The organism is Bradyrhizobium sp. (assembly GCF_049519115.1).
Taxonomy (GTDB): domain Bacteria; phylum Pseudomonadota; class Alphaproteobacteria; order Rhizobiales; family Xanthobacteraceae; genus Bradyrhizobium.
In genome coordinates this window covers 1-16,028 of record NZ_JBEKRB010000039.1, presented here as the reverse complement: position 1 = coordinate 16,028, position 16,028 = coordinate 1, and the positions used below count along the sequence as shown (strand labels likewise).

Below are 16,028 nucleotides of genomic sequence, written 5' to 3'. Positions count from 1 at the left end.
TATGTCCGCCCTCAACACCACGCGCCTGCCTTCCACGTTCAACCGCCTCGCCTGGTCCAACCTCGCCGCGCAATCGGCCGAACAGGTCGCGCTCGCCGCCAGCCCCATTGTCGCGGTGCTGTTGCTTGGCGTCGGCGAAGGCGAGACCGGGATGTTGCAGACCGCGCTGACGCTGCCGTTCGTGCTGATGGCGATTCCCGCCGGGCTCCTCGCCGACCGCATCTCGCGGCGTCACCTGATGGCGGGCGCCGAAGCGTTGCGGGCCGTGGCGCTGCTCGCCATCCTGCTTCTGATCGGGCTCCATCAATTGACGCTGCCGCTGCTTGCTCTCGCCGGCTTCGTCGCGGTGTGCGGAACAGTGGTTTACAGTGTCGCGGCGCCTGCGCTGGTGCCCTCTCTGGTGTCGCCGCAACAATTGCCCGCGGCCAACACCAGAATCGAACTCGCCCGCACCATCGCTTTTGCCGGCGGGCCGGCGCTGGGCGGCTTTCTGGTGGGATGGCTCGGTGCTGCGCCCGCTTTTGCCTTTGCGGTAGCACTATCCGTGATCGCGGTCGTGTTGCTGTCGGGCCTTTACGAGCCACAGCGCACGCCAGCGCCCCGGCGGCATCCGCTGCATGAGATCAAGGAGGGCGCGGCCTTCGTGACGCAGCATCCGCTGCTGCGGCCGGTCTTTGTCACGCAGTTCATTTTCAACACGGGCTCGTTCCTGATACTTGCCGTCTTCGTCCCCTATGCGGTGCGGCATCTCGCTTTGTCGGCCAGCGGCGTCGGCATCACGCTCGCGATGTACGGCGTCGGCATGGTGGTCGGCGCGCTGCTGGCCGCGCGGGTGATGCGCCTGATAACGTTCGGCACCGTGATTGGACTTGGCCCGGTCACCGGCCTCATAGCCTCCGCCGTCCTGGCGCTGACCACGCTCATTCCAGCAGCACCTCTCGCCGGCCTGGGCTTCTTTCTACTCGGCGTTGGCCCAATCCTCTGGGTCATCTCCACCACCACATTGCGGCAATCGGTGACACCGCCGAGCCTGCTAGGCCGGGTGTCGGCCATCAACATCCTGAGCTACGGCGCCCGTCCGCTCGGCTCTGCGTTGGGCGCCATCGTCGGTGGTCTGTACGGCGCGGAGGCATGCCTCTATCTCGCTGTGGCGATCTTCGCAGCGCAAGCGCTGGTCATCCTGATGTCGCCGGCAGTCACGCTGGCGCGGCAGCCGGACATGGTCGGAGAGTGCGCCTAATTCTTCAGGTAACGCTCGTAGCGTTCGGCCAAAGCCTGATCCCTCGCAATCGCCGGCTCGAGCGTATAGAGATCCTGCGCCCGCCCGATGCCGCGCAGCGCAAAGCGGCCGGTGGAGACGAGGTAGTGCTGTCCTGCCGCGTCAAGGCCGTCGCGAAAGGCTGCCGAAACCAAGAGTTCACGATCGACCGAGCGGCACATCGAGGCGATGCGGCTGACTTCGTTCACCGTCGGTCCCACGACAGTGAAGTCCAGCCGGTCGTCATGGCCGATATTGCCGTAAAATACCTCGCCGACATGCAGGCCGACATAGGCCGAGGTAACCGCCCTTCCCTCGGCGCCGCGGCTGGCGTTGAGTGCGATCATGTTGAGGCGAAAGCGATGCTCGGCCCGCAGCGCCGCGCGTTTGGCGTGGCTGAGGTTTTCACCGGTGAACATCGCAAGCACGCCGTCGCCGATCAGTTTCAGCACATCGCCGCCGGAATCGTGAATGGCATCGATGGCGGCCTGCGCGTAATCATTGAGAAACGGGATGATCTCGTCGGGCGAAATGCTTTCGGTGATCGAGGTCGACCCGCGCAGATCGGAAAACCACAACACGGCGTTGATCTGCTCGGTAACGCCACGCGAAATTTTCCCATGCAAGACCCGCTCGGAAGCATCGCGTCCAAGATAGACCCGCCCTAGCGTCCGCACGATGTCGACCTGCTGCGCCGACTTGATGACCAGCCCCAGCACCGGCACCAGGTCGCGCAGCGCCGCCAGTTCACGGTCGTTGAATCCCTCCACGCGCCGGGTCAGCCAGTAGGAATAGAAACAGTCCATCTGCCCGAGCGCGCCGGCCTCCCCGAAACGATGGACGAAGCCGACCATATGCCGATGGCCTTTTTCGGCCAGTTCGGGAAGCATCGTAAAACCAAGCTTCGGGTGATCGGCCAAATCGATCAGCATCTCATCGTGGCCGTGCTCAAGCATGTGAAAGAAGACCGAGCGGCGCCAATTCTGGGCTGCGTCGCCTTGATCGGTCGGTCCATATTCGAAGGAATCGGCTTCGTTGGTCTCCGAATCGTTCCAGCGGAATCCGCGCCCTTCGAAGATCGGGTGCAGCGTGTCGATGAAAATAAGGCTGCGCGACAGATCGAGGCCCGCGGCGCGACAGCGCTCGCAGAAGCCACGGACGAGGTCGTTCTCGGACAAGCCTGTGAGGCCCTGGCTCGTCAGCCAGTTCGTCAAGTCCATCCGGGTCGTTAGTTCCATGTCGGCGATTATGCCGCGCGACCGCGACGGCGGAAAGACCTGAGGCTACCTTATGTCCGGGTGACCATCTCGCCGTCTTCCTTGACGAACGAGGTCACGGGCCCATCCATGAGATCCAGCACCGTTTCCGAGGGCCGGCATAATTTGGTGCCCTTCGCCGTCACCACGATCGGCCGGTTGATCAGGATCGGGTGCGCCAGCATGAAGTCGATCAGCTCGTCGTCGCTCCATTTGGGATCGGCGAGCCCCAGTTCCGCGTAAGGCGTCGCCTTGTCCCGCAGCAGCGCGCGAACAGAAATGCCCATGGCCCGGATCAATTCGAGCAGCCGCGCGCGATCGGGCGGCGTCTTCAGGTATTCGATGACTTCCGGCTCCTCCCCGCTCTGGCGGATCATCGCCAGCGTATTGCGCGAGGTGCCGCAGGAGGGATTGTGATAGATCGTGACTCTGCTCATGCGCGAAGCTCCTTTGACAGGACCGCCTCCTCGCCGCTCGATCGCAGCAGCCAGTTCATCAACCAGAGTGCGGCAAGCGCGCCGGCGAGTTCGGCGGCAATAAACCCGGGAAGATCGACTGGCCGGATGCCGGCGAACGTATTCGTCAGCGAACGCGCAATGGCAACCGCGGGATTTGCGAACGACGTGGAGGACGTGAACCAATAGGCCGCGGTGATGTAGAGGCCCACCAGCCAGGGAATGGCGGGCCGGTTGAACTTCAACCCTGCCAGAATGGTCACCACGAGGCCGAAGGCGGCGATGCCTTCGGCGAGCCATTGCGGACCGCCGGTTCGTATCTTCAACGAAGCGTCCCACAGCGGCAATGCGAACATCGCATGCGCTAGCACCGTCCCCGCAATGCCGCCGGCGATCTGCGCGAGCATATAACCCAGCGCCTCGCCGGGCACGAGCTCGCGCTTGAGCGCGAGCACCATGGTGACCGCCGGATTAAAATGCGCGCCCGATATCGGGCCGAAAATCGTGATCAGCACAACCAGCATTGCGCCAGTCGGCAGCGCGTTGCCGAGCAGCGCTAGCGCCACATCCCTCGTGAGGCTTTCGGCCATAATGCCGGAGCCAACAACCGTCGCCACCAGAAACGCGGTGCCGAGCGCCTCTGCGGCGAGACGTCGGCTCAGGTCAAAGCTTGGCATGCGCGCGTTTTTTGCTCGAGGGCGGGCAGCACGGCGCCAATTGCTCAATCAACGGCGCGCAGATTTCGGGACGCCCCTCGCAGCAATCTCTGAGCATGAACAGCATGACTTCGCGCAGATGCGAAAGCACCGGCCGGTAGACGATCGAGCGACTGAAGCGCTCGGCTGAAATCAAGCCGGCGCGCGACAGCACGGCTAGATGCGCCGACATCGTGTTTTGCGGCACGGCCAAAGCGCGGGCGATATCGCCGGCGGCGAGCCCGTTCGGCTCGTGGCGGACCAGAAGCCGAAAAGCTTCAAGCCGCGTCGGCTGCGCCAGGGCGGCCAGCGCCAGAACGGTCTCTTCAGATTTCATATATCCAGAAATATAGATATATAACAGGCAAGTCAATTGCCTGGAATCGATGGCTGTGCGATTCGATTTCAATACGAGAAAGGCGCAGCCGAATGGAATGGACGTTTGCCAATCTGATCATTCAGATCGTGGCAGGCCTGATCGGGTCACATATTGCCGCCGCCGCAGCCCATGAACACCGGTTCGGCTTTTGGCGGCACAGCCTCGTTGGCCTCTTGAGCGGCGCCGTTGGCGGGTTCTTCCTGCAGAAATATGCCTCGACCGTGGTGACCGCGAGCGGAAGCCTCAACGAACCCACCCACGTCCAGATCATCGCATCGCAGGTGCTGACGGGGGCCGTGCTCGGCGCAATCGCAATGATGACGATCGGCTTGATCATCAATGAACGCTCGAAAGGCGATTGAGGCGCGTGAAGCCGGTTGAAACAGCCCATGCCGTGACGGCGCATGGGTTTGCACCGGGAGGTGTTGACGCCTGCGACACCGGCGATGCAAATGCCATCTTCCAGGAATTTTAATGGCGTCTGAATCCACCCGCCAACTCCCGCTCATTTTGGCACTCGGCACCACGCAGACGCTGGCCTGGGCTTCGAGCTACTATTTGCCCGCGATCCTGGCCGATCCGATCGGGCACGACCTCGGCATGTCCGCCAACTGGATCTTCGCGGCCTTCTCGGCGGCGCTGGTGATTTCGGCGCTGCTCGGGCCCCGCATCGGCCGGCAGATCGACCTGTTTGGCGGCCGGCCGGTGCTTTGTACTTCCAACCTCACCATCGCCGCAGGCCTGGTGTTGCTCGGCGTCACCAGCTCAATTCCCCTGCTGATCCTCGCCTGGATCCTGCTCGGAATCGGCATGGGTTACGGCCTTTACGATGCGGCCTTCGCAGCGCTGGGGCGCATCTATGGCCACGCCGCGCGCGGGCCGATCACCGGCATCACGCTGATGGCCGGCTTTGCGTCCACCGTCGGATGGCCGCTGACCGCGTACGGCCTCGACCATATCGGCTGGCGCAACACCTGCTTTGCTTGGGCGGCCGCGCATCTTTTGATCGGGCTGCCGCTCAATTTCTTCATGCTGCCGAAGATTGCGGGCACGAAGGCAACTGCCGCCAATGCGGTCAAGCCGCATATTCCGATCGATCGCACCATGATCCTTCTCGCCTTCACCTTCGCGGCCGGGTGGACCGTGACCGGCGCGATGGCGGCACACATGCCGCGGATACTCGCAGCCGGTGGGGCGACCGCCGTACAGGCAGTCGCCGCGGGTGCGCTATTCGGACCGGCGCAGGTGTTTGCGCGCATCCTCGAAGCGACATTCCTCAAACGCTACCATCCGCTGGTCTCGACGCGACTCGCCTGCCTCACCCATCCGATTGGGGCCGCGATCCTTGGCGTGGCAGGAGGCGCGGCATCGGGCGCGTTTGCGATCTTTTTCGGGATGGGCAACGGCATCCTGACGATTGCGCGCGGCACCCTGCCGCTCGCGATCTTCGGCCCCAAGGATTACGGCTACCGCCTCGGCCTGATCGGCGCGCCGGCACGCATGGCGCAAGCCGCGGCGCCGCTGGCGTTCGGGCTGTTGATCGACCTGATCGGAATCAAGGTGCTGATCGTCTCGTCCGCGCTCAGCCTTTCGGCGTTGCTGGCGCTTTGCCTGCTGCGGCCGGGTGCGCAACAGCCGGTTTCCGGCGCTGCCGACGGCTGACGAACCTTATTTTGACGTCTACCGCGGCAGTTTGCCGATCCAGGCGAGGATCGCGGCTGTGACTGCGACCGGCTGCTCGGGCAACAGGGCATGGCTGGCGTTGGGTATCACCACCACCGAGACGCGCTCGCCGAACTCCTCGCGCATCTCGTTTGACATCGCGCGAGGCCTGAAAGGATCAAGTTCACCTTGAAGATCGAGCAAGGGCGCCGTGCCGCCTGACCACCATTCCGATTGCTTTATCGCACGACCTGCCGCGGATTGCACTTCGTCTGCGGCGGGATGCCAACCCTGAAGCCAAACACTGGCATCGCTATTCGGTGCGAAGAAAGCCACTCGCAGATATCCCAGCCGTTCGGATTCCGGCAGCGCGAAATCGCCCGATTTTCGCACCGCTTCCGACAACGCCTTCGCGCCGTCGAACCCTGCCGGATAGGCCTTGGCTGCGGCGGCGGCCATCACCACGCCACGCACGAGTTCGGGATGATCGGCAGCTGTCATGCGCGCGACCCAGCTGCCAAAAGCATGACCCACGATAATTGCAGGACCACCATCGCCCGCGTTGCGGATGACGGCGGCGACATCGCGGGCCAAATCGTGAAGCGTGAGGTTTTGCATCGGCCCGCGGCTGAGTGCAGCGCCGCGCGGCTGCGGCCTCAACACACGAAATCCAGCTTTGACCAGTTCGCCCGCAACGTCGTCAAAATCCTCCGCGCCGCGGCCGCGCGAGGGCAACATGACGATCAGCGGCCCGCTGCCCTCGCTAAGGACTTCGATGCGGACGTCGTCATAAAAGGCCAGCCTCCACTCAGGTTCGGCCCGTGCGGGAACGGAGGCGAATATCATCGATGCAGCAACAAAAGCTGCCGCAATGTAGCGTCCCCGACGCTGGTCACCGAGAGGTAAAGTTACGTCAGTCATAAAACTCCGGCGACATCTTCAAGCTGTCGCGCTGGGCCTTGTCGTGATTGATCCAGAGCTGCGCCTTGTCTTTCGCGAGGGTGTCCGAGATCTTCTGCATCGATGCCAGCGTCTGTTCCTTGCTGACATTGTTGACAGGCACGCCGCGGTTTTCCCAATTGCTCTTGAAGTGGACGGCATCGCCGGACAGAACCACTTCACCAGTCTTCGGCAACTTCACGAGCAGCGACTGATGCCCGGGCGTGTGACCGGGCGTGGAGAGAACGACGAGGCTGCCGTCGCCGAAAATATCGCGGTCACCCTCGAGTTTGGTGACGGGATGCTCAGGTTTGAAGCGCGGCGCATTGTTGGCGCCCGGCCATTCATATTCGGCCTTCTGCACATACAGCATCGCATCCGGGAACATCTCGACATTGCCGATATGATCGGGATGGGTGTGCGAGATCGCCATCGCCTTGATATCGGACGGCTTGACGCCGAGTTGCTCCAGCTGAGCGGCGAGTTTCTTCGGGCGATGCCAGGTCACGGCCTTCGGGTCCGCCGGCGCAAGGCCATTGGGCATGTCGGCGACCGCATCCGTGATGCCGGTGTCCCACAGGAACCAGCCCTGGCTGTGCTTGATCAGGTAGCAATTGTCGACGAAGTCCATCGACTTGCCTTCGTTGACGCCGGGCGACCAGCGCGAGATGTCGCCGGCGACGCCCTCGCCGCAATTGAGGATGTAAAGTTTCTCGACACCGGCATTTGCGGGCTCGGCAATGCCTATCGCCGCGAGGCTCAAAACCGCCGCCAGAACCAATCCCTTTTTCATGTTGCTCCTCCCCGATTTTATGTTTTTCAGCTCGATTTTGGGCCTTCGATACGACCCTTTCGTGACGGACGCCGACCACACAACCGTGACCGGCGCCCTTACGTCATAACATAACCGGAACGGGGATTATTCCACACCCTTGCCGAACTTGTTCGACTTCGGCAGGCCATGCGCGAGGCGGCCGGCATCGGCGCGGTTGCCGCGCCAGTCGGACAGCTCTTTCAGCGTCATGCTGTGCTCGCGAGCCGATGAATCCTTCCACGTCAGGCCTGCCTTGGAATCGAACACCGTGACATCCGAGAGCGAAGCGCTGGTGTACTTCTGCAAGCGCACCCCGCGGCCGCGCGCCATCTCCGGCACCTGATCGATCGGGAAGACCACCATCTTGTGGTTGGTGCCGATCACCGCCACCGTGTCGCCAGCGACGGTTGCGATCGCGCGCGCCTCGTTCGGCATCTCGACATTGAGCACCTGCTTGCCCTTGCGGGTGTTGCCGACGCAGTCGTCCTCGTTGACGATGAAGCCCTGGCCTTCCCCGCTTGCGATCAGGAATTTGCGGCCGCCCTTGTTGACGAACAGCGACACGATCGCGGCATCCTGATCGAGATCGATGAACATGCGGATCGGCTCGCCGTGGCCGCGGCCGCCCGGCAGTTTTGCCACGTCAAGCGAGTAGAATTTGCCGTTGGTGCCGAACAGAAGCAGCTTCGACGTCGTCTCCGCAAAGAAGGCGTGGTCGAGCTTGTCGTCGGTCTTGAAAGTCAGTCCCGAGAGATCGGCGGCGTGACCCTTGAGCGTACGCACCCAGCCCTTCTCGGAAATCACGATGGTGACCGGCTCGCGTTCGACAAAGGCTTCCTCGATCGCGGCGAGATCATGCTCGGGCGCGTCGGCAAATTGCGTGCGGCGCTTGCCGAGCGGCGTTTTCGGCCCGAACATGTCGCGGACTTTCCGCACCTGTTCGCCGATCTTCGCCCATTGCTCGGCTTCCGAACCGAGCAGCCCCTTGATGCCTTTCAATTCGGCGCGAAGCTCCTTGTCTTCGCCGCGGATTTCCATTTCCTCGAGCTTGCGCAAGTTCCGCAGGCGCATGTTGAGGATGGCTTCGGCCTGGATTTCGGTCAGCTTGAACGCCTTGATCAGCACCGGCTTCGGCTCGTCCTCGGTACGGATGATCTTGATCACCTTGTCGATGTTGAGGTAGGCGATCAGGTAACCGCCGAGGATCTCCAACCGGTGCTCGATCTGCTCCTTGCGGTAGTTGGAGCGGCGGAGCAGCACATCGCGCAGATGGTCGAGCCATTCCCTCAGGCACTCGGCAAGGCCGACCACCTTCGGAATGCGGCCCTTCAGCAGCACGTTGAGGTTCAGCGGAATCCGGCTTTCGAGTTCGGTCAGCCGAAAAAGCGACTCCATCAGTAGTTCGGGATCGACCGCGCGCGATTTCGGCTCGATCACCAGGCGGACGTCCTCGGCGGACTCATCGCGGACATCGCCGACCAGCGGCAGTTTCTTCTCGTTGAGGAGTTCGGCGATCTTCTCGACCAGGCGCGACTTCTGCACCAGCCACGGAATCTCGGTGATTACGATCACCCAAGTGCCGCGCGCGCCCTCTTCCTGATTCCATTTCGAGCGCACACGAAACGAGCCGCGCCCCGTGATATAGGCTTCCGTAATGCTCTCTTTTGAATCGACGACGATGCCGCCGGTCGGAAAGTCCGGGCCCTTCACCCATTTCAGAAGCGACTTTGACTTCGCGTCCGGCTTGTCGATCAGGTGCAGCGCGGCTTCGCAAAGCTCGGCAGCGTTGTGCGGCGGGATCGAGGTCGCCATGCCGACCGCAATGCCCTGCGAGCCGTTGGCGAGCAGGTTCGGGAAGCCGCCGGGAAGAACCGAAGGTTCCTTGCCGCTGTTGTCATAGGTCGGCTTGAGTTCAACAGCGTCTTCGTCGATGCCATCGAGCAGGAGACGGGCGACATCGGTGAGCCGCGCCTCGGTGTAGCGCATCGCGGCCGGGTTATCGCCGTCGATATTGCCGAAATTGCCCTGGCCATCGACCAGCGGGTAGCGCGAGGCAAAATCCTGCGCCAGCCGAACCATGGCGTCGTAGATCGCCTGATCGCCGTGGGGATGGTACGAGCCCATCACTTCACCGACGATCTTTGCCGACTTCTTCGGGACTGAACCGGGATTAAGACTGAGCGACCGCATGCCGTAGAGGATGCGCCGATGCACCGGCTTCAAGCCGTCGCGGGCATCCGGCAGCGCGCGCCCCGTGATGGTCGACAGCGCATAAGCGAGATAGCGCTCCTCGAGCGCATCGCGCAGCATGACTTCGTGTATTTCGGCCGGCTCAGGCGGAGGTAGTCGTTTTCCCATGGGGACGAATTAGACTCTGGCAATCGATCGGGCAAGAAACGAATGGAGGCAATATTGCCGGGCGCCGTCCCTGCGAACGCAGGGACCCATAACCACAGGAGTTTATGGCAATAATAGCTACCGCCGCGGCTTCAGTTGAGAGCGCCCGGAGTATGGGTCCCTGCGTTCGAAGGGACGACATATCGAAAAAGCGAGGCTAAAACCGCCGAACTGATTCGTGCGTTACGAAACCGCAAGCTTGGCTCGCGGTCGCGTCACCGCGTTGATAAAGCCGTCGCGGGCGTCGGAATGGGTCTGTCCGCGTGGCTCCAGCACGTGGCGGAGCAGAAAACGGCCTGTCAAGGCAAAGCCATCTTTGAGATCTTCCTCCGACCAATACGCCGTTCCTTCTTCGCTTTGCCGCAAAAAAGCCGGCAGCCTCAGCAGGCGGTCGTGAAATGGCGCGCCGGCGCTTCGCGACACCGCGCCGCCGGATTTCGGCGACACGTAGATCAGATCGGCGGTCGCGCCCGTCGCGGCGCAAACTTCCAGATCGAGCCCAAAACCGAGTTCGGCGAGCATTGCAAGTTCGAACCGGATCAGATGCGCGGCCGCTTCACCGGCCTCGTCGAAATGGTTCAGCACGTGGTCGAGCATCTCGTAGATGTCTTCGTGCGGGTCGCGCTCGGGCAACAACCGCGCCACCGAGGCCAGATGGGTCACGCCATAGACCGCATGCGAAGAGGCAATTAAATTCGCCGCCCGCAGGCGGGTGCCTTCGATCACATAATATCCAAGGTGCTCGTCGAGCCGCGCCCGCCATACCGCCGTGACGCTGTTGCCCGGTTGCAGCAATGGCCGCATCCGTTTTCCCGCGCCGCCGCGAACCAATCCGAGATGCCTGCCATGGCTACGCGTCAGGAGTTCGACGATGGCGGAAGATTCGCCATGCCGCCGCACCCCCAAAACGATGCCTTCATCGGTCCATTCCATCGGCTGACTTTACCGGATTCTGACGAGAGGCGCAGCCCTCGTTACGACCTTCCCCGGACGCTGCGCAGCGCGCAAGCGGTGCGCAGCGTCCGGGGCCCATCGTCGGGTTTCAAATTTCGCCAGGTCCCGGCTCAGCGGAGCAGCGCCATAGCGTGTCGAAGACGTGCGTGAACGAACTTTTGAGGCGCAGCACCGCGTCCGGGACAAGTCATGCGTTGAACCAGCCCTGGGCGTCGCCGGTGTAGGAGCAGTAGAGGCCGACCGCCGTCAGGACGCAGGACACCAGCTCGATGCCACTATCGATCTCGATGCCGTTTTCGGCGAGCACCGGCAGCAGGGAAAATACCGAAAGCACCAGGAGCGCCGTCAGGACCCATCGCGGCCAGTTCTTGCGCTTTTGGGCCGCGAGGTGAACGAAATAGGCCAGCAGCAGGATCAAACCGGCTTCCAGGATCATCGGCCCGAGCAGATCGCCACTCCCCGTCCGGTCCTGGAACGCGACCGACAGCGCGTCAAGCGTCAGCGACAGATACAGAAGTATTTCGAACCAGACGACATTGTTTGGAATCTTCATCGCGAAGCCGATTTTCTTTTTCTTGAAGCCACAATCATTCGGTGGGGAACTCGAGCCCCATCTCGCGGTAACGCTCGGGATCTTCGCCCCAGTTCTCGCGCACCTTCACGAACAAGAACAAATGCACGGGCTGCTCGATCAGCTCGGCGATTTCCTTGCGCGCATCCGCCCCGATCGATTTGATGGTGGCGCCGGCCTTGCCTAGCACAATTTTGCGCTGGCTCTCGCGCTCGACGAAAATCGTTTGTTCGATGCGAACGGATTTGTCCTTCCGTTCGGTCCAGCTTTCGGTCTCGACCGTGGAGCTGTACGGCAGTTCCTGGTGCAATTTCTGAAAGATTTTCTCCCGCGTGATCTCGGCCGCCAGATGGCGGATCGGTGCGTCCGACATCTGGTCCTCGGGATAATGAAACGGCCCCGGCGGCACCATACTGGCCAAGGTTCGGCGCAAATCGTCGACGCCATCGCCCGAGCGCGCCGAGATCATGAAAGTCTGCGCGAACGCAAGGCGATCATTGGCGGCCTTGGCGAGCGCCAGCAATTTTTCACGCGGCACCAGATCAACCTTGTTGAGCACCAGAATCTTGGGATGCGTCACGTCCACGAGCCTGGCGAAGATGGCGTCCGCCTCTTCATTCAGCCCTTCGCGGGCATCGAGCAGCACGCAAACGAGATCGGCATCGTGGGCTCCGCTCCAGGCGGTCGAGACCATCGCCCGGTCCAGCCGGCGTTTTGGCGCGAAGATGCCCGGCGTATCGACCAGAATGATCTGCGCATTGTTCTCGACCACGATGCCGCGGATCAATGCCCGCGTGGTCTGCACCTTGCGCGAGACGATCGTGACCTTGGAGCCGACAAGCGCATTGACCAGCGTGGATTTGCCGACATTGGGCGCGCCGATCAGCGCGACAAAGCCGCAAGCCGTGGCGGGCGGCGCGGCGCGATCCGGGAGTTCCTCAGTCATTGCCGCCGCCAACGCCCTCGCGCGCGATCATGGCGGAGGCCGCGGCCTTCTCGGCGGCGCGCTTGCTGCCGCCGGTGCCTTCGGCCAATTCAAGTCCGGGCAATTCGACCGCGATGCGGAACTGCGGGTCGTGATGCGGGCCGGTGCGTTCGATCTCGCGATAAACCGGCGTCGGCAGCCCCTTTCCTTGCGCCCATTCCTGCAACGTGGTCTTGGGATCGCGCAGCGGCCTCCGCAGCTTGTGCATCCGTTCGGTCCAGTTGGCCTCGACGAATTGAGCCGCAGCCTGATAGCCGCCGTCGAGGAAGACCGCGCCGATGACGGCCTCGCAGATGTCGCCGAGCACGGATTTGCGCAGACGCGCGCCGACCCCGGCGCCGACCGCGCCCAGCTTGATGTCATCGACGAGCCCGAGGGTCTTGGCGACGTCGGCACAGCTCTCCTTGCGCACAAGATCGGCCAGGCGCTTCGACAATTCGCCTTCGTCGGCGTTGGGAAATGCGCGGTAGAGCATGTCCGAGACGATCAATCCGAGCACATGGTCGCCGAGGAATTCGAGACGCTGGTAACTGTCGCCGCGTTTGCGCGAGGGTTTCAGCGCGGAAACATGCGTGAGTGCAGTCGCGAGCAACGCGCTATCGGAAAACTTGTGCCCGATCCGCGCTTCAAGCGCGGCGGTCGCAGCCTTGGAGCCGGACCTTGGCCGCCTCTTCTTTTTTCCCGCCGCGACCTCGCGACCTGCTTCGATTTGCGGGCTCGCCTCGCCGGATGCCAGTGGAGTGATGATGTCGGATACGTCGTCGTTCATCGCACAAATTTGAATATGCGATTCCAGCGCACGGCGACCGGCCAACGCCAGATCATCCAGGCGTGCTCGCCCTCAGCGATCGAGAAGAAAATCATCTGGGCGCGGCCGACGAGATTCTCAAACGGCACATAGCCGAACACGCGGCTGTCGCTGGAGTTATCGCGGTTGTCGCCCATCATGAAGAAATCGCCTGGGGGCACCTCGTATACTTTGGTTGTGTCGGGAAAATCCGGGCTATCGACGCAGTCGAGCGATTCGTAAGCGACACCGTTGGGCAGGGTTTCCTTCCAGCGTTTTACCTGCGTCGTCGCTTCCGATCGGCCGCAGGGATCTTCGCCGATAAAGTCGCTCACGCGCTCGCGCTTCACCGGCGTGTCGTTGATGTAAAGCAGCCCCTGCTTCATCTGGATGCGGTCGCCGGGCAGCCCGATCACGCGTTTGATGAAATCGGTCGAGACATCGTTCGGCGGACGAAACACCACGACGTCGCCTCGCGCAGGCTCCGAGCCGAAGATGCGGCCCGAAAACAGCGGCGGCGAAAGCGGGAATGAGTACTGGCTGTAGCCGTAGGAATACTTCGAGACAAAAAGATAGTCGCCGACGAGCAGCGTTGCCTTCATCGATCCCGACGGGATGTTGAAGGGCTGGAACAGAAAGGTGCGAATGACGAGCGCAATCAGAAGAGCATGAATGACGACGCGAATGGTTTCGCCCAGGCCGCCTTCGGATTTGGTGCTGGATGTCACGCTCATGGCTTTCTTGGCTTCCTGCTCTTTATTGGCCGCCGCGCACGGCGACAGAAAATGATCCTCACGCGATCAGCCATCCGCTTCGCGTCTAGGAAATCACCTGATTCTGGTCGTGTGGACTCGGTCCGAACGCGCTTTCGCGTTTTAGACGGTTGTCGTGGGGCGCGCAATCAACGGCGGCATCAAAATTTCATAAGCCCCTGACAAATATCGGGTTTTAGTTTTAAATCGACCCTCGCCAGTGGCCGCCTCAGGCATTACGGGCATCATGGGCCGAAATGATGACAAAAGCCTGCGCCAAGGGCCAATCGTCGGTGATGCTGAGGTCAATTTTGGCCTCAAATCCAGCCGGCGTGAGTTCCTCCAGCCGGGCGAGCGCCCCACCCGTCAAGTGCATGGTCGGCCGGCCGCCCGGCAGGTTGATCACGCCCATGTCGCGCCACCAGACGCCCTGCCGGATGCCGGTCCCCAACGCCTTGGAACAGGCCTCCTTGGCCGCGAAACGTTTGGCATAGGTCGCCACCACCATGTTCTGGTTCTTGGCGCGGCGCTCGGCCTTGGCGCGTTCGGCGGCGGTGAATATCCGATCGAGAAAGCGTTCGCCATGGCGCTCGATGACCTTGGCGACCCGGCGAATATCGATCAGGTCGGAGCCGATGCCGATGATCATGCCGCGCCCGCCCCTCGCAACAGACTGGCGCGGCCTTTGTCCATCGCGGCCCGCATCGCGCGAACCGTTTCCGCAAGGCCGACGAACAGGGCCTCCCCCATCATGAAGTAGCCGATATTGAGTTCGGCAATTTCGCCCAGCGTCGCGATCGTTTCCGCGGTCGCGTAGTCGAGGCCATGACCGGCATGCACTTCCAGGCCCGCCGAGCGCGCAAGCGCTACGCCACCGACGATGCGCTTCCATTCCGCTTCGGCCTTTTGGGCATGACCATCGACAACGGCGTCGCACCAGGCGCCGGTATGGATTTCGATGACTGGTGCGCGCAGGCGGGCGGCCATTTCGATCTGGGCCGGATCCGCCGCGATGAACAGCGATACCCGCACTCCCGCATCGTTCAATCGGGAAATATAGGGCGCAAGCGCATTGTGCTGCCCGACCACGTCCAGACCGCCCTCGGTCGTGAGTTCTTCCCGCCGTTCGGGCACTAGGCACACGGCGTGAGGTTTGGTCGCGAGCGCAATCCTGAGCATGTCCTCGGTCGCAGCCATCTCGAAATTCAACGGCTTTGAGATTTCCGCCTTCAGCCGCGTCATATCCGCATCGCGGATATGGCGGCGGTCCTCGCGCAAATGCGCGGTGATGCCGTCGGCGCCGGCCTCGATCGCCAGCAGCGCCGCGCGCACCGGATCGGGCCGTGCGCCTCCCCGCGCATTGCGAAGTGTGGCGACGTGGTCGACGTTCACACCGAGACGTAACGGCAATGGACACGGCAAAGGACTTGGCATCTCAACTCTCGACGAAGCTCACGATCCTCATGGTGAGGCGGCGCGAGCGCCGTCTCGAACCATGAGGCCCCGGTCAGGCCTCATCCTTCGAGACGCGGCGCAACGCCGCTCCTCAGGATGAGGGTTGAAGGTTTCACCCGTTGACGCGCTCTACCCGTGCGACCACGGCCTTGGCGCGCAACTGGGCGATAATAGCGCTGAGATGCTTGAGGTCATAGACCTCAAGATCGATGGTCAGTTCGGTAAAATCGGGCGAGCGGCGGGACATATTGATGTTGTCGATGTTGCCGTCGTGCTCGGCGATCACGGTCGCGATCTGGGCGAGGCTTCCGGGCTCGTTGACATTGTCGAGCACGATTCGCGCCGGAAAGCGTTGCGGCGTCGTCTCGTCGACATCCCAGCGAACGTCGAGCCAGCGCTCGGGTTGCTCCTCGAAATCCTTCAAGGCGGGCGACTGGATCGGATAGATCGTGATGCCTTCGCCCGGAGAGACGATGCCGACGATGCGGTCGCCCGGCACCGCGCCGCCATTGGGCGCAAACTTGACCGGCAGGTCGGAATTGATGCCGCGGATCGGAATGGCCGAGAGGCTTCGGCCGGTGGCCGGCGGGTTCGTCTTGAGCTTGTCGGGAGCGCCCTTCTTGGCGCCGTATCGCGCCAATCTCTCCTCCTTGTAGTCGGGATACATCG

Annotated in this window: 18 protein-coding genes; 3 read left to right on the top strand and 15 right to left on the bottom strand. The window is 62.5% G+C overall.

Annotated elements, in window-relative coordinates:
• Nucleotide 1: 1 nt before the first annotated feature.
• Nucleotides 2–1,240, top strand: a complete 1,239-nt coding sequence (locus ABSE61_RS25490; RefSeq protein WP_423873913.1) for an MFS transporter — start codon at nt 2–4, stop codon at nt 1,238–1,240.
• On the opposite strand, the gene ABSE61_RS25485 is transcribed toward ABSE61_RS25490, so the two are convergent.
• The 4 genes from ABSE61_RS25485 to ABSE61_RS25470 are packed head-to-tail and all read right to left on the bottom strand — an operon-like array spanning nt 1,237 to nt 4,001.
• The gene (locus tag ABSE61_RS25485) at nt 1,237–2,496 is read right to left on the bottom strand and encodes an adenylate/guanylate cyclase domain-containing protein (protein WP_423873912.1); all 1,260 of its coding nucleotides are present in this window, start codon (nt 2,494–2,496) and stop codon (nt 1,237–1,239) included. The two genes, ABSE61_RS25490 and ABSE61_RS25485, sit on opposite strands and share 4 nt — an antisense overlap.
• A gap of 50 nt (nt 2,497–2,546) precedes the next feature.
• Nucleotides 2,547–2,951, bottom strand: coding sequence for an arsenate reductase (glutaredoxin) (arsC, locus tag ABSE61_RS25480; protein ID WP_423873911.1), 405 nt, complete (start codon nt 2,949–2,951; stop codon nt 2,547–2,549).
• Nucleotides 2,948–3,646 (bottom strand): aquaporin, encoded by a 699-nt coding sequence (locus tag ABSE61_RS25475; RefSeq protein WP_423873910.1) that lies wholly within the window; start codon nt 3,644–3,646, stop codon nt 2,948–2,950. The genes arsC and ABSE61_RS25475 overlap by 4 nt, the downstream gene beginning before the upstream one ends.
• Nucleotides 3,633–4,001 (bottom strand): ArsR/SmtB family transcription factor, encoded by a 369-nt coding sequence (locus tag ABSE61_RS25470; protein ID WP_423873909.1) that lies wholly within the window; start codon nt 3,999–4,001, stop codon nt 3,633–3,635. Before ABSE61_RS25470 ends, ABSE61_RS25475 begins: the two co-directional genes overlap by 14 nt.
• A 92-nt stretch (nt 4,002–4,093) precedes the next feature.
• Here ABSE61_RS25470 and ABSE61_RS25465 point away from each other — a divergent pair, with 92 nt between their 5' ends.
• Nucleotides 4,094–4,405, top strand: a complete 312-nt coding sequence (locus ABSE61_RS25465; protein ID WP_423873908.1) for a hypothetical protein — start codon at nt 4,094–4,096, stop codon at nt 4,403–4,405.
• Nucleotides 4,406–4,517: 112 nt separating this feature from the next.
• On the top strand, nt 4,518–5,705 hold the full coding sequence (locus ABSE61_RS25460) for an MFS transporter (RefSeq protein WP_423873907.1): 1,188 nt from the start codon (nt 4,518–4,520) through the stop codon (nt 5,703–5,705).
• An 18-nt stretch (nt 5,706–5,723) separates the two neighbouring features.
• Here the strand turns inward: ABSE61_RS25460 and ABSE61_RS25455 are convergent, their stop codons facing one another.
• The 11 genes from ABSE61_RS25455 to ABSE61_RS25405 all read right to left on the bottom strand — a co-directional run.
• Nucleotides 5,724–6,626, bottom strand: a complete 903-nt coding sequence (locus tag ABSE61_RS25455; protein WP_423873906.1) for an alpha/beta fold hydrolase — start codon at nt 6,624–6,626, stop codon at nt 5,724–5,726.
• Nucleotides 6,619–7,437 (bottom strand): N-acyl homoserine lactonase family protein, encoded by an 819-nt coding sequence (locus ABSE61_RS25450; protein ID WP_423873905.1) that lies wholly within the window; start codon nt 7,435–7,437, stop codon nt 6,619–6,621. Before ABSE61_RS25450 ends, ABSE61_RS25455 begins: the two co-directional genes overlap by 8 nt.
• A 126-nt stretch (nt 7,438–7,563) precedes the next feature.
• Nucleotides 7,564–9,816, bottom strand: coding sequence for a DNA topoisomerase IV subunit A (parC, locus tag ABSE61_RS25445; protein ID WP_423873904.1), 2,253 nt, complete (start codon nt 9,814–9,816; stop codon nt 7,564–7,566).
• Nucleotides 9,817–10,038: 222 nt separating this feature from the next.
• A complete protein-coding gene (recO, locus tag ABSE61_RS25440; protein ID WP_423873903.1) occupies nt 10,039–10,788 on the bottom strand; it encodes a DNA repair protein RecO in 750 nt (249 codons plus the stop codon).
• Nucleotides 10,789–10,996: 208 nt separating this feature from the next.
• A complete protein-coding gene (locus tag ABSE61_RS25435) occupies nt 10,997–11,362 on the bottom strand; it encodes a hypothetical protein (RefSeq protein ID WP_423873902.1) in 366 nt (121 codons plus the stop codon).
• A 34-nt stretch (nt 11,363–11,396) separates the two neighbouring features.
• Nucleotides 11,397–12,326, bottom strand: coding sequence for a GTPase Era (era, locus tag ABSE61_RS25430; RefSeq protein WP_423873901.1), 930 nt, complete (start codon nt 12,324–12,326; stop codon nt 11,397–11,399).
• On the bottom strand, nt 12,319–13,134 hold the full coding sequence (gene rnc, locus ABSE61_RS25425; protein ID WP_423873900.1) for a ribonuclease III: 816 nt from the start codon (nt 13,132–13,134) through the stop codon (nt 12,319–12,321). Before rnc ends, era begins: the two co-directional genes overlap by 8 nt.
• Nucleotides 13,131–13,886 carry a signal peptidase I gene (lepB, locus tag ABSE61_RS25420; protein ID WP_423873899.1) on the bottom strand — a complete coding sequence of 252 codons (756 nt, stop codon included), beginning with the start codon at nt 13,884–13,886 and terminating at the stop codon, nt 13,131–13,133. The genes rnc and lepB overlap by 4 nt, the downstream gene beginning before the upstream one ends.
• Nucleotides 13,887–14,133: 247 nt before the next feature.
• Complete coding sequence (gene acpS / locus ABSE61_RS25415; protein WP_423873898.1) at nt 14,134–14,553, bottom strand: holo-ACP synthase; 420 nt, start codon at nt 14,551–14,553, stop codon at nt 14,134–14,136.
• The gene (locus ABSE61_RS25410) at nt 14,550–15,338 is read right to left on the bottom strand and encodes a pyridoxine 5'-phosphate synthase (protein ID WP_423873897.1); all 789 of its coding nucleotides are present in this window, start codon (nt 15,336–15,338) and stop codon (nt 14,550–14,552) included. Before ABSE61_RS25410 ends, acpS begins: the two co-directional genes overlap by 4 nt.
• Before the next feature lie 133 nt (nt 15,339–15,471).
• Nucleotides 15,472–16,028, bottom strand: a 557-nt coding sequence (locus tag ABSE61_RS25405) for an ACT domain-containing protein (protein WP_423873896.1), incomplete at its 5' end; no start/stop codon positions are given.